Here is a 14,924-nt window from a genome sequence, read left to right on the forward strand (position 1 = left end):
GCGGAGAGGACATGTCCTCTCCGCCCGGCCCCGAGCCACAGGCTTACACCCGCGGCTTCTCGCGCATCTCGTACGTCGCGATGACGTCGTCGACCTTGATGTCGTTGAAGTTGCCGAGGTTGATACCGCCCTCGAACCCTTCGCGGATCTCGGTGACGTCGTCCTTGAAGCGACGCAGACCCTCGATGTTGAGGCTCTCCGCGATGACCTTGCCGTCGCGGAGCAGGCGGGCCTTGGTGTTCCGCCTGACCTCGCCGGAGCGGATGAGCACACCCGCGATGTTGCCCAGCTTGGACGACTTGAAGACCTCGCGGATCTCCGCCGTACCGAGCTCGACCTCTTCGTACTCCGGCTTGAGCATGCCCTTGAGGGCCGCCTCGATCTCCTCGATCGCCTGGTAGATGACCGAGTAGTAGCGGACGTCCACACCCTCGCGCTCGGCCATCTGCTGCGCACGCCCTGCGGCGCGCACGTTGAAGCCGATCACGATGGCGTCCGAGCCCATCGCCAGGTCGATGTCGGACTCCGTGACCGCACCGACGCCGCGGTGCAGGACCCGGATGTCGACCTCTTCGCCGACGTCGAGCTGGAGCAGGGAGGACTCGAGCGCCTCGACCGAACCAGAAGCGTCACCCTTGATGATCAGGTTCAGCTGCTGGACCTCGCCGGCCTTCAGCACCTTGTCCAGGTCCTCCAGCGACACGCGCCGCGTGCGCTTCGCGAAGGCCGCGTTGCGCTCGCGGGCCGCACGCTTCTCGGCGATCTGGCGGGCCGTGCGGTCCTCGTCGACGACGATGAAGTTGTCGCCTGCGCCCGGGACGTTGGTCAGACCCAGGACCTGGACCGGCGTCGACGGGCCCGCCTCGGTCACGTTGTTGCCGTTGTCGTCGAGCATGGCGCGGACGCGGCCGTAGGCGTCGCCCACCACCATCGTCTCGCCGACCCGCAGCGTGCCTCGCTGGACGAGCACCGTCGCCACGGCACCGCGGCCGCGGTCGAGGCGGGACTCGATCGAGATGCCCTGCGCGTCCTGCGTCGGGTTGGCCCGCAGGTCGAGCGAGGCGTCGGCGGTCAGGATGACCGCTTCCAGCAGCGAGTCGATGTGCAGACCCTGCTTGGCGGAGATGTCGACGAACATCGTGTCGCCGCCGTACTCCTCGGCCACGAGGCCATACTCGGTCAGCTGACCGCGCACCTTCGTCGGGTCGGCGCCCTCGACGTCGATCTTGTTGACCGCGACGACGATCGGAACGCCGGCCGCCTTGGCGTGGTTGAGCGCCTCGACCGTCTGCGGCATGACGCCGTCGTTGGCAGCGACGACCAGGATCGCGATGTCGGTCGACTTCGCACCACGGGCACGCATGGCGGTGAACGCCTCGTGACCCGGGGTGTCGATGAAGGTGATCTTGCGCTCTTCTTCGTTGACCTCGGTCGAGACCTGGTAGGCACCGATGTGCTGGGTGATGCCGCCGGCCTCGCCCGCGATGACGTTCGTCTTGCGGATGGCGTCGAGCAGTCGGGTCTTACCGTGGTCGACGTGACCCATGACGGTGACGACCGGCGGGCGGACCACCAGGTCCTCCTCGTCGCCCTCGTCCTCGCCGAACTCCAGGTCGAAGGACTCGAGAAGCTCGCGGTCCTCCTCCTCCGGGCTGACGATCTGAACCGTGTAGTTCATCTCGTCCGCGAGGAGCTGGAGCGTCTCGTCGGAGACGGACTGGGTCGCGGTGACCATCTCGCCGAGGTTCATCATGACCGCGACGAGGGAGGCCGGGTTGGCCTTGATCTTCTCCGCGAAGTCGGTGAGCGACGCGCCGCGGGAGAGACGGATGGTCTCGCCGTTGCCGCGCGGCAGCATCACGCCGCCGACGCTCGGGGCCTGCATGGCCTCGTACTCCTGGCGCCTCTGCCGCTTCGACTTGCGGCCACGACGCGCGGGACCGCCGGGACGGCCGAAGGCGCCCTGCGTGCCACCGCGGCCACCCGGACCACCGGGACGACCACCGAAGCCGGGACGGCCACCGCCGCCACCGGGACCACCGGGACGACCGGCGAAACCGCCGCCACCGCCACCGGGACCACCGGGACGACCGGCGAAGCCGCCGCCACCGCCGCCACCGGGACGACCGGCGAAGCCGCCGCCGCCACCCGGGCGACCGCCGCCGCCACCGCCGGGACGACCGCCGCCACCGGGACCGCGGCCGCCGGGGCCACCGCCGCCGGGACGCGGGCCCGCAGCGGGACGCTGCGGCATCATGCCGGGGTTCGGACGCGGACCACCGGGGCCGCCGCCGGGACGCGGACCGCCGCCCTGCGGACGGGGCATGCCGCCCGGCGTCGGACGGTTACCGCCCGGAGCCTGGGGACGCGGGCCGCCACCGGCCGCACCCTGCGGACGGGGACCACCCTGGCCGGAGCCCTGCGGACGCGGGGCACCGTCCCGGCCACCCGGGCCGCCGGGACGCGGGGCACCGCCCGGACGGGGCGCCTGCGGGCGCGCCATGCCGGTGGAACCGCCGGAGGTGAAGGGGTTGTTACCCGGACGCGGGCCTGCCGGACGGGCGCCGGGACGCGGTGCGCCCTGACCACCCGGACGCTGACCGCCCTGGCCACCGGGCCGGGCCCCCTGGCCCTGACCGCCGGACGGACGGCCGCCACCGGGCTTCGGGGCACCGGGGCCGGGACGAGCGCCCGGACGCGGGCTCTGGGCCGCGGGCGGCGCCGGGGGCGCCGTGAACTCGGGCTGGGCCGGAGCCGGAGCCGCCGGGGCGGGCTTCGGCGCGGGCTTCGGACCGGGCGTGGGGCGCGGACCCGGAGCCGGGGCCTGGGCCGCGGGCTTCTCAGCCGCGGGCTTCTCGGCCGCGGGCTTCTCGGCCGCGGGCGGCTTGGGAGCCGCCGGACCCGGGCGCGGGCCCGGACGGGCGCCCTGCGCGGGAGAGGGCGCCGCCGGCCTCGCCGGGGCAGCCTTACGGGGGGCGGCCGACTTGGCGCCCCCATTGCCCTGCTGGAGGGCGTCAGTCAGCTTGCGTACAACGGGCGCCTCGATCGTCGAGGACGCCGAACGGACGAATTCACCGAGTTCCTGGAGCTTGGCCATGACGACCTTGCTCTCAACCCCGAACTCCTTGGCGAGTTCGTATACCCGGACCTTAGCCACTTCGCTCCTTTTAGGTCCGGGTTGCGGCCGGACCGTCGCTACTTCATGGGCGTACTCATCGCGTACTCATCGAGTGCTCATCGCAATCTCGACCTACTTCCAACTCGCGAGGTACCTGGCCGCACGGGGTTCCGTACGACACGTCTTACGGTGTTGCCTGCTCAGCGCAACCACTGCTCAGCAACTGTCTGTCTGCTCGACGTAATGGCGCAACGCCTTTATGTCGAGCGGCCCTGGGACGCGCAGCGCCCTCGGGAACGCCCGGCGGCGTACCGCCTGGTCGAGACAGACCGGGGCCGGGTGTACATAAGCACCCCGGCCGGGCAGCGTACCGCGAGGATCGGGAACGCACTGTTCCTCGATCGCCACGATCCGCAACAGATCGTTCTTGGCCGCTCGTTCCCGGCACCCCACACAGGTGCGCTCAGGGCATACGCGGGCACGCGTCCGGCCAGACACTCCTCAGTCTACCTCCCCGCACCGACCTCACCCCTTCGGGGCAAGAATCGAACGGACGTTGTCGTGATCCAAGCGACCTGCGGCTTGGATCTATTCCCCGCTCACCGGGACGTACCCGGAGAGCCCTGTTCGGACGGCTGCTCGGTGTCGGGGCGGATGTCGATCCGCCAGCCGGTCAGCCGGGCCGCGAGACGGGCGTTCTGCCCCTCTTTGCCGATGGCCAGGGACAGCTGGTAGTCGGGAACGGTCACCCGCGCGGAGCGGGCCGCCATGTCGACGACGTCGACCTTGGACACCCGCGCCGGGGACAGCGCGTTCGCCACCATCTCGGCCGGGTCGTCCGACCAGTCGACGATGTCGATCTTCTCACCGTTCAGCTCACCCATGACATTGCGCACACGACCGCCCATGGGGCCGATGCAGGCGCCCTTGGCGTTCAGGCCCGAACGGGTGGACCTGACCGCGATCTTCGTACGGTGCCCGGCCTCCCGCGCGATGGCGGCGATCTCGACGGAGCCGTCGGCGATCTCCGGCACTTCGAGCGCGAAGAGCTTCTTCACCAGATTGGGATGCGTGCGCGAAAGGGTCACGGACGGACCGCGGACGCCCTTCGCCACCCGGACGACGTACGACCGAAGCCGCATGCCGTGCTGGTACGTCTCCCCGGGGACCTGCTCCTGCACGGGCAGGATGGCCTCCAGCTTGCCGATGTCGACGAGGACGTTCTTCGGGTCGCGGCCCTGCTGGACGACACCGGTGACGATGTCGCCCTCACGGCCGGCGTACTCGCCGAGCGTCGCGTCGTCCTCCGCGTCCCGCAGGCGCTGCAGGATGACCTGCTTGGCGGTGGTGGCGGCGATCCGCCCGAAGCCCGACGGGGTGTCGTCGAACTCGCGGGCCTCCTGCCCCTCCTCCAGGTCCTCGAGGTCCTCCTTCGCCCACACGGTCACATGGCCGGTCTCCCGGTTGAGCTCCACGCGCGCGTGACGGCGGCTTCCCTCGGTGCGGTGGTAGGCGATGAGGAGGGCCGACTCGATCGCCTCGACCAGCAGGTCGAAGGAGATCTCCTTCTCCCGAACCAAGCCCCGCAGGGCACTCATGTCGATGTCCACGGCTACGCCTCCTCCTCTTCCTTCATGTCCTTGTTGTCCTTGCGGTTGAACTCCACCTGGACGCGCGCCTTCTCGATGTCGGCGAAGGCGAGGCGGCGGGTGGTGGCCTTGCGTCCCTTGACTCCGGGGACTTCGACGTCGAGGCCGTCCTCGTCCACGGCGAGGATCCTCGCGACCAGGTCACCGCCTTCGCTGAACTGGAACTTCACCAGGCGCTCGGTGGCGCGCACGTAGTGACGGTGCTCGGTGAGGGCGCGTTCGGCGCCCGGGGTGCCGACCTCCAGGTCGTACGCCCCCTGGCCCATCGCGTCCGTCTCGTCGAGCTTCGCCGAGAGCGTGCGGCTCACATCGGCGACGGCGTCCAGATCGGCGCCCGAGTCGGAGTCGACGACGACGCGCAGCACACGCTTGCGTCCGACGGAGTCCAGTGCGATCTCTTCGAGATCGAGGCCCTGGGAGCGTACGAGCGGTTCCAGGAGTTCTCGCAGCCTCTCGCTCTGGGTGGTGCTCATCCGGGTGACTCCTCGGCCGCGTGTGCTGTTGTGGGTAGGTCGCGTGTCAGGTCAAAGGGTATCGGTTCCCGGGGGGTGTTGCCGTCCACGGGTTGCCTCCGGCGGTTGGGCGGTTCGCGTGTGAGCTCGGGGGGTGCGGGTGCTTTGGCGGCTGCTGGTTGTTGGTGGCTGGTCGCGCCCACGCGGCGGAGCCGCATATCGATACAGCCCCGCGCGCCCAAGGGGGCTGTGCCCCCTTACGGGGCGCGGGGGTGAGCCGGTGACGTGTGTTCGAGGGGCTCGCGGGTACGGTGATCACACCGCTCTTCTGTTCGTACGAACCCTCCGAGGACGTCTGCCGTGCCGTTCACCCTGCCGTCGCGCACCCCGTCCGCCGGGCCGCGCAGAAGGAGCCTGTTCGCCGGGGCCGCGGGCGCGGTTCTGCTCGTGGGCTGCTCGCCCGGGGCCGCGTCGGACACCGGGGGCGGCCCCTCGGCCGCCGACCGGGCACGCGCGCGCGTGGCGCGCGACAGCGAGACGCTCGCCGAGCGCTATACCGCCGTGCTCGCCGCGCACCCCGCGCTGGCCGGGCTGTTGGAGCCGCTGCGGGCGGAGGTCGTCCGGCACGCCAAGGCCTTCGGGGGCAAGGCCTCGGCCACGCCGTCGGCCTCCGACGCCAGGTCGGGATCGGCGAGCCCCTCCCCCGTCCCCGCCGACGAGAAGGCCGCGCTCGCCGAGTTGGTGACGGCCGAGAAGCAGCTCGCGGACCGCCGTACGAAGGCACTTCTGGCGGTGCCGGGGGAACTCGCCCGGCTGATGGCGTCCGTGGCCGCGGCCGGAGCGGTGCACGTGTTCCTGCTGACGGAAGGTGCGAAGTGAGACGGATGGCCGGCGCGGCGGACCGTACGGCGGCGAAGGCCGGGGAGCTCAAGGCACTGCAGGCAGCCCTCGGCGCCGAGCACGCCGCCGTGTACGGCTACGGAGTGGTGGGCGGGAACATCGGCGAGGCGAGGCGGGCGGAGGCCAGGGAGGGGTACGACGCCCACCGCGCCCGGCGCGACGAACTCGTGCGGGCCGTACGGGACCTGGGCGGCAGGCCCGTGGCCGCGGACGCCGCGTACGCGCTGCCCTTCTCCGTTACGGACCCCGACGCCGCCGTACGGTTCGCCGCCGAGCTGGAGGAGCGAGTGGCCGGCGTGTACTCCGATCTCGTACGGGCCTCCGAGGGCGACCGGAGACGTATGGCCGCCCAGGCGCTCCGCGAGGCGGCGGTGCGGGCGGTCCGGTGGCGGGGCGGGAGCGTAGCCTTCCCTGGTCTCGCCGAGCGGGCGGCCACAGCGACCCCTTCGGCGGCACCACGCACCTGAACGCGACCTGGGAAGGGAACGACTCGCACATGGCTCGCATGGCTTTCGAACCGCCGCAGCGCCTCGTGCGGGCGCTCTCCGAGGCGCGGCAGGGCGGCGTCGACGGGGGCGACGGGGTCGGCGGCTGGCTGGACGAGCTGCCCGAGCTGGTCGGGGAGGCCGTCGCGCTGCGCGAGTTGACCGTCGAGCGCGTCCAGGCGCCCGGCGGGCGCAGCAGCCTCGTGCTGCTGGTGCGGCAGTTCGACGGAACGCCGGCCGTGCTGAAACTGGCGCCGGGCCGGGCCCGGCCGGAGAGCGAGCGGGCGGCCCTCGGCCACTGGGACGGGCGGGGCGCGGTGCGGCTCCTCAATCCCGGTGACACACCGGGCGTGCTGCTGCTGGAGCGGTTGCACCCGGACCTGTCGGTGCGGTCCCTGCCCGAGGCGAAGGCGCTGCTGGAGGCGACGGGGGTGCTGCGGCGGCTGTGGGTCGAGCCGCCGGACGGTGACGGGCACCTCTTCGAGACCGTGGCCGAGCGGACCGGACGGCAGGCCGAGGCGATGCGGGCGAGCGCCACCGCCGACCGGGACGTCGCGGCGCTGGTCGACGCCGCGCTCGCCGCGCGGGTCGAGTTGCTCGCCTCGCCGCCCGAGGAGCGGCTGCTGCACGGGACCTTCCGGCAGAGCAAGGTGCTCGCCGGTGAGCGGATGCCGTGGCTGGCCGTCGGGCCCGATCCGGTGGTCGGCGAGTGCGCCTTCGACCTGGCCCGGCTGGTACGGGACCGGGTGGAGGACGTGATCGCCTCGCCCTCCGGGGCGGCGACCACCCGGCGCCGGGTGAAGCGCCTGGCAGAGTCACTGGACGTGGACCAGGAACGGCTGCGGGGCTGGACGCTGTTCCGGGCGGTGGAGTCGGGGGTTCGGGCGCGTCGGGTGGGGCGGGCGCGGGACGCGGAGCTGTTGCTGGAGTTCGCGGGCTGGCTGTAGGCAGGCTTTAGGCGTGTCGCTCTAGGCCTGTTCGAGTTTCAGGGCCAGCACGGGGCAGTCGGCCGCAGCTCGCCTCGCCCTCTTCAAGGCCGTGCGCGGGACCGGGCCCTCGCCGAGGATCGGGTAGCCCCACTCGTCGAGCGTGATGTGCTCGGGGAGGAGCTCCGCGCACAGGCCGTGGCCCTGGCAGGCGGTCCGGTCGACGTCGACGTGCTGGGCGGTGCCAGGTGGTCGGGTGTCCATGTCGGCTGTCAGCTCCGGTTCTCGGGGACGGGCAGGAAGGGAGTGGTGTCGGTGGCCGAGCAGTACCCGCGGGCGTGGGCGTCCAGTTCGCCGCCGAACGTGGTGAGGGCGCTGCGGACCAGGCGGACCGTGCCGTCGGGGTGGTGGCAGGCGCCGCGGCCCTCGACGAGTCCGGCCCAGCGGGCGACGTCCTCGCGAGTGGCGCCCTGTGGGCCCGGCGCCGCCAGGGTCCGGAAGGCCGCGGCGATGCGTGGCAGGCCGTTGAGGCAGGGCCCGCACTGGCCGGCGGACTCCAGGGCGAGGTAGCGCAGCACGCGGGCGGTCTCGGCGAGGCCGCAGCGGTCGACGGGCAGCGCGGCCAGGACGCCGGCGCCCAGGTGGTCGGCGCGGATGACCAGTCGGGCCGCGTCCACGGCCGGGAACCACCTGCCGTGGTAGCCGCCGACCAGGACCGCGCCGACGCCGCCGAACGGGACCAGGCGGCTCAGCGGCATGCCGTACGGCGCCTCCACGACCTGTGCGCGCCGCCCAGGGGCGTGCACCGTGCACAGGACGCTGCCCGGTTCGGCGGGGGTGCCCGCGCTACGGAACCAGTCGGCTCCGTAGCGGGCGATCAGGGCCAGGTGGGCGAGTGTCTCGACGTTCTGCACGAGGGTGGGCGCGCGGTGCACGCCGTGTTCGCGGACCGGGGGGCGCTGGTGGCGGGGCAGGGCGGCCCGGCCGTCGACGTACTGGGTGAGCGCCGATGACTGGCCCGACAGGAAACGCCTGGGCACGCGGACGACGCGGACGGGCAGGAGGTCTCGGGTGCGCTCGGCGAGGGCTGTCTCGAAGTACGTCGCACCGTCCTCGACCGCGAGGTACGCCTCGTTCGCGCCGGTCGCCTCGGCGGCCAGCTGCACGCCGTCCAGGACCAGGTGGGGCGACAGGCGCAGAAGGGTCTTGTCCTTGGCGGAGGCGGGCTCGCCCTCGGCGCCGTTGGCGATGACGACGGGGGCCCGGCCCGTGCGGCGGCCCGCCTCGGCGACGGAGGCCAGCTTGCGGTAGGTGGGGAAGGCGGCGCCGCCCCGGCCGGTGAGGCCCGACTCGGCGAGGGTGCGCAGGAGTTGGGTGGGGTGGCCGTGGGTGAGGGGGCCGTAGCGGTTCTCGTGGGTGGGGAAGTCGGCCGGGGTGGCGCCGGGGGCGAGGAGGCGGGGGGACATGTAGAGGTGGTGTCGGTCGACGGGGCGGTCGTCGTGGTGGCGGTCGGTGGGGGCGGTGGTCGTGGTGGCGGTGGTGGTCACTGGGGTGCCCCTTCGGCCGTACGGAGGAGGGTGGACGGGGTGCGGCGGGCGGCGCGGGTGGCCTGGGCCGTGCGAATGCCGAGGGCCGCGAGCACGGTGGCCGCGCAGCCGGCGGTGAGCCAGAGCATCCAGGCGCTGCCGGTGTCCGTGCCGATGCCGATGCCGTGGACGAGGGCCACCGGCCAGGAGGCGTACGCGAGCCAGTGCACGGCCCGCCATGTGCGGTGGCCCAGTCGGGCGCGGAGGAGGCTGGTGACGAGGACGGCGAGCATCAGGTCGAGGGCGACCGTGCCGAGGCCCAGCCAGAGGGGCTGGTAGGCGGAGACGAAGGGGACGAGGACGTCGAGGACGGTGATGTTGACGTAGCCGTCGGCGACCGCGGCCACGACGTGGAGGACGAGGAAGGCGGTGGCCGAGAGGGAGAGGGTGCGGTGGAGGGAGACCGTGCCGAAGCGGGGCAGGCCGGGGAGGCGGGTGCGGAGGCGGACGGCTGTGCCCAGCAGGACGACGAGGGTGAACAGGACGAGGGATACGGCGCCGGTGGCTCGGTTGGCGTACCAGAGGATCGAGGAGTCGGTCATTGGGTCGCCTCCGGGTGGGGGGCGGGTGCCGGTGCGAGGGTGGGTGCCGGTGCGAGGGTGTCGCCCCCGCCGCCCCTTCCCGTCCCGACCCCGGGGGCTCCGCCCCCGGACCCCCGACCGGCCTGAACGGCCTCGCCCTCAAACGCCGGACGGGCTGATGGGGGCCACCCCTTCGCCGTGACGACCGTGCCGTCGTATGCCACCAGTCGTGCGGGGAGGCCCAGGCTGGACAGCCACTTCCGCGCGCCCTCGCCCTTCACCAGGGCCGCTGTGCTGGCCGCGTTGGCGTCGGCGCAGGTAGCGGCTGCCACCGAGACCGTGCGCCACGGGGTGGCGGCGGGGTGGCCCGTGGCCGGGTCGATGATGTGGTGGAGTTCCTGGGAGCCTCGGCGCCAGCGGCGGGCCGTGGTGCCGGAGGTGGCCAGGCCGCCGCTGCGGATGCCGACCGTGGCGTACGGGCCCCGGGGCGGCAGCTCGTCGACCGGGGCCGTGGCGTCCTGGACGCGGATGCGCCAGCCGCCCGCCGGGGGTTCGCCCGCGACCGCCGTGTCGCCGCCGAGGCCGACCAGGACGCCGCAGCCCGCCGTCCGCGCGAGGAGCTCCGCCGCCTTGTCGGCCGCCCAGGCCTTGGCCGTGGCGCCGAGGTCGAGGCGGACGCCGGGCGGGACCGTGACCGTGCTGGTCTCGCGGTCCAGCCTCACCAGGCGCCAGCCGGGGACCGGGCGCACGGTCAGCCGTACGGGTCGGTCGTCCTCCTCGATCAGGCGGAAGTCGCGGTCGTAACCGATGGCGTTCATCGCCGAGCCCACCGTGGGATCCACGGCTCCGTCGGTCGCCCGGGCCGCGCGCAGCGCCACCGCCAGCGCCTCGGCCAGCATCGGGCTCACCCGCGCCGGGCGCCCTTGTGCGGAGTCCAGCGCGGCCAGCTCCGAGTCGTCGCGGAAGCGGCTGCACGTGGCGTCCACCTCGGCCAGGTGCCTGGCCAGCAGCAGGTTGCAGGAGTCCAGCAGGGCCGGGTCCGTGACGACCAGACGGACGCTCGTACCGAGGGCCCGCCAGTCCGCGGCGGCCGTGGAACGGACAGCGGTGCTCATCACGACGCCCCCGAGGTGGAGTCCGCGGAGTCACCGGAGGGCGAGGTCATGCCGTCGGAGGACGACTGGAGGTCCGAGGAAGACGAGTTGGAGGAAGAGTTGGAGGAAGAGTCGGCGGTCGAGTCCGACGAAGAACCCGAGGAGGAACCCGAGGACGAGGACGACGAGGTCGTTGTCGTTCCCTTGCCCGACGAGTTCGCCGTAGCCTCCGCGTCCGCCTGCATCGTGCCGATCAGCGCGAACATCCCGGCCGCCGCCGCGAGCGTCACCGCCGCTGCCGCTGCCGCCGTACGCCGGGCGCCTCCGCGCACCGCCGCGGCGGGTCCCCGTTCTCTGCCAGTCATCGCTGCTGCTCCCCTCCGTGAATCCGTAACGACGTGGTGTCGTCACGTCCCACGGTCGGGGAGCAGCCTGGGAGAAGTCTGTGAGGCGCCCATATGCCGCGACAGAACTGTCTGAGAGGCCCCTTTAAATGAGGCGGCCGGTGACGCGGCCGGTGGGGCGCTGGGTGCGGCGCGCCTCCAACCGGCCTCCCACCAGGCGTCGTTACGCCGCCAGGCGCGCGATCGCCTCATCGACCGTGAGCTCCTCGCGCTCACCGGTCTTCCTGTCCTTGAGCTCCAGCACGCCCTCGGCGGAGCGGCGGCCGGCCACCAGGATCTGCGGGACGCCGATGAGTTCGGCGTCGGTGAACTTCACGCCCGGGGAGACGCCGGCGCGGTCGTCCACCAGGACGCGCAGACCGGCGGCGCGCAGCTTCTCGGAGACGTCGAGGGCCAGTTCGGTCTGGAGCGCCTTGCCCGCGGCGACCACGTGGACGTCGGCCGGGGCGACCTCCTTCGGCCAGCACAGGCCCTGGTCGTCGGCGCTCTGCTCGGCCAGTGCCGCGACGGCACGCGAGACGCCGATGCCGTACGAGCCCATGGTGACGCGGACGGGCTTGCCGTTCTGGCCGAGGACGTCGAGCTTGAGGGCGTCGGCGTACTTGCGGCCGAGCTGGAAGATGTGGCCGATCTCGATGGCACGGTCGAGCTTGAGGCCGGTGCCGCAGTTCGGGCACGGGTCGCCCTCCTGGACGACCACGACGTCGACGTAGGCGTCGACCTCGAAGTCACGGCCCGCGACGACGTTCTTGGCGTGCGTGTTCGCCTTGTTGGCGCCCGTGATCCAGGCCGTGCCGGGGGCCACACGCGGGTCGGCGATGTACGTGAGCTTCTCCTGGCGGCCCTGCGGGCCGACATAGCCGCGCACCAGGTCGGGGCGACCCGCGAAGTCCGTCTCGGTGACCATCTCGACGACCGCCGGGGCGAAGTGCGCCTCGACCTTGCCCATGTCGACCTCGCGGTCACCGGGGACGCCGATGGCGACGATCTCGCCGTCCACCTTCACGAGGAGGTTCTTGAGGGTGGCGGAGGCCGGGACGCCGAGGGAGGCGGCGAGGGTCTCGATGGTCGGGGTGTCCGGGGTCGGGATGTCCTCGGCCGCCGGCACGTCCGCCGCGTCCACCGGCTTCAACTCGTACGTGATCGCCTCGGTGTTGGCGGCGAAGTCGCATGCGGGGCAGTCCGCGAAGGTGTCCTCGCCGGCGGCGGCCGGGGCGAGGAACTCCTCGGACTTGGAGCCTCCCATGGCGCCGGCGGTGGCCGCGCAGATGCGGTAGTCGAGACCGAGGCGCTCGAAGACCTTCTGGTAGGCCTGGCGGTGCAGGTCGTACGACTCGGCGAGGCCCTCGTCGGCGACGTCGAAGGAGTACGAGTCCTTCATCAGGAACTCGCGGCCGCGCAGGATGCCGGCACGCGGGCGGGCCTCGTCGCGGAACTTCGTCTGGATCTGGTAGAGGATCACCGGCAGGTCCTTGTAGGAGGACGCCTGGTCCTTCACGAGCAGGGTGAAGATCTCCTCGTGGGTGGGGCCGAGGAGGTAGTCACCGCCCTTGCGGTCCTGGAGGCGGAAGAGCTCCTGGCCGTACTCGCTCCAGCGGCCGGTCGCCTCGTACGGCTCCCTCGGCAGCAGCGCGGGCAGCAGCACCTCCTGGGCGCCGATCGCGTCCATCTCCTCGCGGACGATCCGCTCCACGTTGGCGAGGACCTTCTTGCCGAGCGGCAGCCAGGACCAGATGCCCGCGGCGGTGCGGCGGACGTAGCCCGCGCGGACCAGCAGCTTGTGGCTGAGGACCTCGGCGTCGGCGGGGTCGTCGCGCAGCGTCTTCGCCATCAACTGGGACATGCGCTGGACCGGTGCGTTCGCCATGATGCTCGTACTCCTGCTGCGTAAGGATGATGCCAAGGAGGTTAGCCGGGCCGTCCTTGTCGGTGGAAATTGGCCGGGTACCCACAGCCGGGCTTTGTCTAGCAGCCGGGCTTTGTCTAGCGGCTGCGCAGCGGCAGGGGGGCGCCCATGACGGCGTACGGCTTGGGGGCGCTCGGGAACAGCACCTGGCGGGCCAGGTCCTCGTAGCCGAGAGAGTGGTAGAGGCCGCGGGCCGGGCTGTCGGTGTCGATCGCGGAGAGGATCGAGCGGGGTTCGGTGGCGCCGTCCGTGATGGTGGTGATCAGGGAGCGGCCGATGCCGTGGTTCTGGTAGTGCGGGTGGACGTGCAGTTCGGTGATCACGAAGGAGTCGTCCAGCCACTGCTCGTTGCCGCGGGCGCGCAGATACGGTTCGACGACGGTGGACCACCAGTGCGCACGGTTGTTGGGCATGCCGTAGACGAAGCCGACGAGCCGGCCCTGGGGGGTGGTGGCGCCGAGCGCCCGGGCTCCCGGGTAGGTGAGGTGCCTCAGGACGATCTGCCGGCGGACGGCGACCTCGTCGGCACCGAGCCCGAAGGCCAGGGCCTGCACGGCGAGCGCCTCGTCGACGCGCGCGGCGAGATCCAGCGGGCCGATGACCACGTCGTCGGGGTTGCGGGGGCCCTGTCCGGGGAAGCGCAGCATGCCGGGGAGACTACCTGGGCGCTCCGCAGGGTTGCGCCGGGGACTGTTGGGGACTGCGGGTTCTCGGTCAACTGCACGGTGGCCGTGGTTGCTCGCGCCCACGCGGAGCCGCACGATGTCACAGCCCCGCGCCCCTTTCAGGAGCTCAGAACAGCACGCTCATGAACGCGCCCACTTCCTGGAAGCCCACTCTGTGGTACGTGCGCCTGGCCGCGGTGTTGAAGTCGTTGACGTACAGGCTCGCCACGGGGGCCACGTCGGCGAGGGCGTAGCGGAGCACGGCGGCCATGGCGGGGGCGGCCAGGCCCTGGCCGCGGTACTCGGGGGCGACCCAGACGCCCTGGATCTGGCAGGCCAGGGCGGTGGCCGCGCCGATCTCCGCCTTGAAGACGACCTTGCCGTTCGCGTTGAGGCGGGCGAACGAGCGGCCGGAGCCGACGAGTTCGGCGACCCGGGCCTGGTAGAGGAGCCCGCCGTCACCGGCGAGGGGTGAGACCCCGACCTCCTCGGTGAACATCGCCACGCACGCCGGCATGATCGTCTCCATCTCGTCCTTGCGGATGCGGCGGACGTACGGGTCCGGGGCGACGACATCGGTGGCGGGGAGCCGGTCGGTGACCATGAGGGGCTGGTGGGCGCGGACCTCGCGGGCGGGGCCCCAGCTGGGTTCGAGCAGACGCCAGAGCCGGGCGGTGGATTCGGCGGGGCCGACGATGGAGGAACAGCGGCGGCCGGCGCGGCGGGCACGGTCGGCGAAGGCGCGTACGGCGCGGGGGGTGGCGCAGATGGGGACGAGGTTGGCACCCGCGTAGCAGAGGCTGGTGAGCATGCCCTCCTCGTACCAGCCCCACATCTCGCCGCCGAGACGCCAGGGGTCCAGGCCGGCGACCTGCACGCGCGAGGTCACGAAGGCGTTCGCGACGGGTTCGCGGTCGAGGACCGCGAGTGCGGCGTCCAGGTCACTCGGTTCGAGGACCCTGGTGGTCGTCTGGGTCAACACGTACGGGGGCCTCACCCTGGGAGCTGCTGATCTCCGCACTGTACCTGTCGAATTTGTGGCGCGCCGCCTCGATGGGGTGCCCTCCGGGCGGGAGGGGTGGGGGGTGGGATGGGTGTGGTGGGGGGTGCGGTTGTGGTGTCGGGGCGCGGCCGGTTTTCCTCGCCCCCGCCGCCCCTACCCGTCCCATCCTGTCCCTGGGGGCTCCGCCCCCAGACCCCCCTGGGTGAGGGGGGGGC

Annotated in this window: 15 protein-coding genes; 3 read left to right on the top strand and 12 right to left on the bottom strand. The window is 72.5% G+C overall.

Features of this window, described 5'->3' with window-relative positions; genetic code table 11:
• Nucleotides 1-43: 43 nt before the first annotated feature.
• The 4 genes from infB to rimP all read right to left on the bottom strand — a co-directional run bounded on the left by infB (nt 44) and on the right by rimP (nt 5,240).
• The gene (gene infB, locus AB0959_RS52140) at nt 44-3,157 is read right to left on the bottom strand and encodes a translation initiation factor IF-2 (RefSeq protein ID WP_366834057.1); all 3,114 of its coding nucleotides are present in this window, start codon (nt 3,155-3,157) and stop codon (nt 44-46) included.
• 177 nt (nt 3,158-3,334) lie between these two features.
• Nucleotides 3,335-3,616: a YlxR family protein gene (locus tag AB0959_RS52145; RefSeq protein ID WP_366834058.1), complete on the bottom strand. Its 282-nt coding sequence runs from the start codon at nt 3,614-3,616 to the stop codon at nt 3,335-3,337.
• A gap of 101 nt (nt 3,617-3,717) precedes the next feature.
• Entirely contained in the window at nt 3,718-4,728 is a 1,011-nt protein-coding gene (gene nusA, locus AB0959_RS52150; protein WP_366834059.1) for a transcription termination factor NusA, read from the bottom strand.
• A 2-nt stretch (nt 4,729-4,730) separates the two neighbouring features.
• Nucleotides 4,731-5,240, bottom strand: a complete 510-nt coding sequence (gene rimP / locus AB0959_RS52155; protein WP_366834060.1) for a ribosome maturation factor RimP — start codon at nt 5,238-5,240, stop codon at nt 4,731-4,733.
• A gap of 339 nt (nt 5,241-5,579) precedes the next feature.
• Here rimP and AB0959_RS52160 point away from each other — a divergent pair, with 339 nt between their 5' ends.
• Genes AB0959_RS52160 through AB0959_RS52170 form a run of 3 tightly spaced genes read left to right on the top strand, consistent with a single transcriptional unit; the run spans nt 5,580 to nt 7,551 of the window.
• Nucleotides 5,580-6,098: a hypothetical protein gene (locus AB0959_RS52160; RefSeq protein WP_366834061.1), complete on the top strand. Its 519-nt coding sequence runs from the start codon at nt 5,580-5,582 to the stop codon at nt 6,096-6,098.
• Nucleotides 6,099-6,103: 5 nt separating this feature from the next.
• Nucleotides 6,104-6,586 carry a ferritin-like domain-containing protein gene (locus AB0959_RS52165; RefSeq protein WP_366834071.1) on the top strand — a complete coding sequence of 161 codons (483 nt, stop codon included), beginning with the start codon at nt 6,104-6,106 and terminating at the stop codon, nt 6,584-6,586.
• Nucleotides 6,587-6,624: 38 nt separating this feature from the next.
• Nucleotides 6,625-7,551, top strand: a complete 927-nt coding sequence (locus AB0959_RS52170; RefSeq protein WP_366834072.1) for an aminoglycoside phosphotransferase family protein — start codon at nt 6,625-6,627, stop codon at nt 7,549-7,551.
• A gap of 21 nt (nt 7,552-7,572) precedes the next feature.
• Here AB0959_RS52170 and AB0959_RS52175 read toward each other — a convergent pair whose 3' ends face one another.
• The 8 genes from AB0959_RS52175 to AB0959_RS52210 all read right to left on the bottom strand — a co-directional run bounded on the left by AB0959_RS52175 (nt 7,573) and on the right by AB0959_RS52210 (nt 14,688).
• On the bottom strand, nt 7,573-7,794 hold the full coding sequence (locus tag AB0959_RS52175; RefSeq protein WP_366834062.1) for a ferredoxin: 222 nt from the start codon (nt 7,792-7,794) through the stop codon (nt 7,573-7,575).
• An 8-nt stretch (nt 7,795-7,802) separates the two neighbouring features.
• Complete coding sequence (locus tag AB0959_RS52180) at nt 7,803-9,077, bottom strand: NADH-ubiquinone oxidoreductase-F iron-sulfur binding region domain-containing protein (RefSeq protein ID WP_366834063.1); 1,275 nt, start codon at nt 9,075-9,077, stop codon at nt 7,803-7,805.
• Nucleotides 9,074-9,658 (bottom strand): ferric reductase-like transmembrane domain-containing protein, encoded by a 585-nt coding sequence (locus tag AB0959_RS52185; protein ID WP_366834064.1) that lies wholly within the window; start codon nt 9,656-9,658, stop codon nt 9,074-9,076. The genes AB0959_RS52180 and AB0959_RS52185 overlap by 4 nt, the downstream gene beginning before the upstream one ends.
• Entirely contained in the window at nt 9,655-10,752 is a 1,098-nt protein-coding gene (locus tag AB0959_RS52190; protein ID WP_366834065.1) for an FAD:protein FMN transferase, read from the bottom strand. The genes AB0959_RS52185 and AB0959_RS52190 overlap by 4 nt, the downstream gene beginning before the upstream one ends.
• Nucleotides 10,752-11,096, bottom strand: coding sequence for a hypothetical protein (locus tag AB0959_RS52195; protein WP_366834066.1), 345 nt, complete (start codon nt 11,094-11,096; stop codon nt 10,752-10,754). Before AB0959_RS52195 ends, AB0959_RS52190 begins: the two co-directional genes overlap by 1 nt.
• Nucleotides 11,097-11,298: 202 nt before the next feature.
• Entirely contained in the window at nt 11,299-13,002 is a 1,704-nt protein-coding gene (locus AB0959_RS52200; RefSeq protein WP_366834067.1) for a proline--tRNA ligase, read from the bottom strand.
• A gap of 116 nt (nt 13,003-13,118) precedes the next feature.
• Nucleotides 13,119-13,688 carry a GNAT family N-acetyltransferase gene (locus tag AB0959_RS52205; protein ID WP_366834068.1) on the bottom strand — a complete coding sequence of 190 codons (570 nt, stop codon included), beginning with the start codon at nt 13,686-13,688 and terminating at the stop codon, nt 13,119-13,121.
• 145 nt (nt 13,689-13,833) lie between these two features.
• Nucleotides 13,834-14,688, bottom strand: coding sequence for a GNAT family N-acetyltransferase (locus tag AB0959_RS52210; protein WP_366834069.1), 855 nt, complete (start codon nt 14,686-14,688; stop codon nt 13,834-13,836).
• Nucleotides 14,689-14,924: the final 236 nt, after the last annotated feature.

Source organism: Streptomyces sp. NPDC046862 (assembly GCF_040704615.1).
Taxonomy (GTDB): Bacteria; Actinomycetota; Actinomycetes; order Streptomycetales; family Streptomycetaceae; genus Streptomyces.